This is a genomic window from Sporosarcina aquimarina (assembly GCF_023715615.1).
Classification (GTDB): Bacteria; Bacillota; Bacilli; order Bacillales_A; family Planococcaceae; genus Sporosarcina; species Sporosarcina aquimarina_A.
Window position 1 is genome coordinate 1 of sequence record NZ_JAMBOM010000027.1, and the last position, 468, is coordinate 468.

Annotated in this window: 2 protein-coding genes; both read right to left on the reverse strand. The window is 59.8% G+C overall.

Going from position 1 to position 468, the window contains the following annotated elements:
- Positions 1-247: Phenylacetic acid catabolic protein (locus M3197_RS17235; protein WP_251663107.1), on the reverse strand; the 247-nt coding region annotated here is incomplete at its 3' end.
- A gap of 7 nt (positions 248-254) precedes the next feature.
- A partial coding sequence (gene paaB / locus M3197_RS17240) for a 1,2-phenylacetyl-CoA epoxidase subunit PaaB (RefSeq protein WP_154706888.1) occupies positions 255-468 on the reverse strand: 214 nt, incomplete at its 5' end.

The window sequence follows — 468 nt, forward strand, 5'->3', positions numbered from 1 at the left end:
GGTTGCTGAACTGGCGCTCATCGCGGCCAAAAGCCAGCGTATCTTCGTCGCCGCAGCCGTTAAGCTCGGCGGCATAGCTTAAAAAATTGCGCGCCTGGCCGAGCAGGTCGAGGCCGATATTGGCCAGCGCAAGATCGATCTCGAGCTCGGGAGCATGTCCGCACCAGGCGCCTAAACGCTGGGCCAGAACCAGACCATTGTCGCCAAGCCGCAGGGCGTAGGTGGCTACGGGGTTAGGGTTATTCATCGCCGCCTCACATATGTTCCATGCCGTCCGGCACGGTATAGAAAGTCGGATGACGGTAGACTTTGCTTTCCGCCGGGTCGAAGAATTCGCCGCGATCTTCCGGCTGCGAAGCAACGATTTCGCTGGCCTTCACCACCCAAATTGAGCAGCCTTCGCTGCGGCGGGTGTAGGCATCACGGGCATTCTCCAGCGCCATTTGATCATCGGCAGCGTGCAGACTG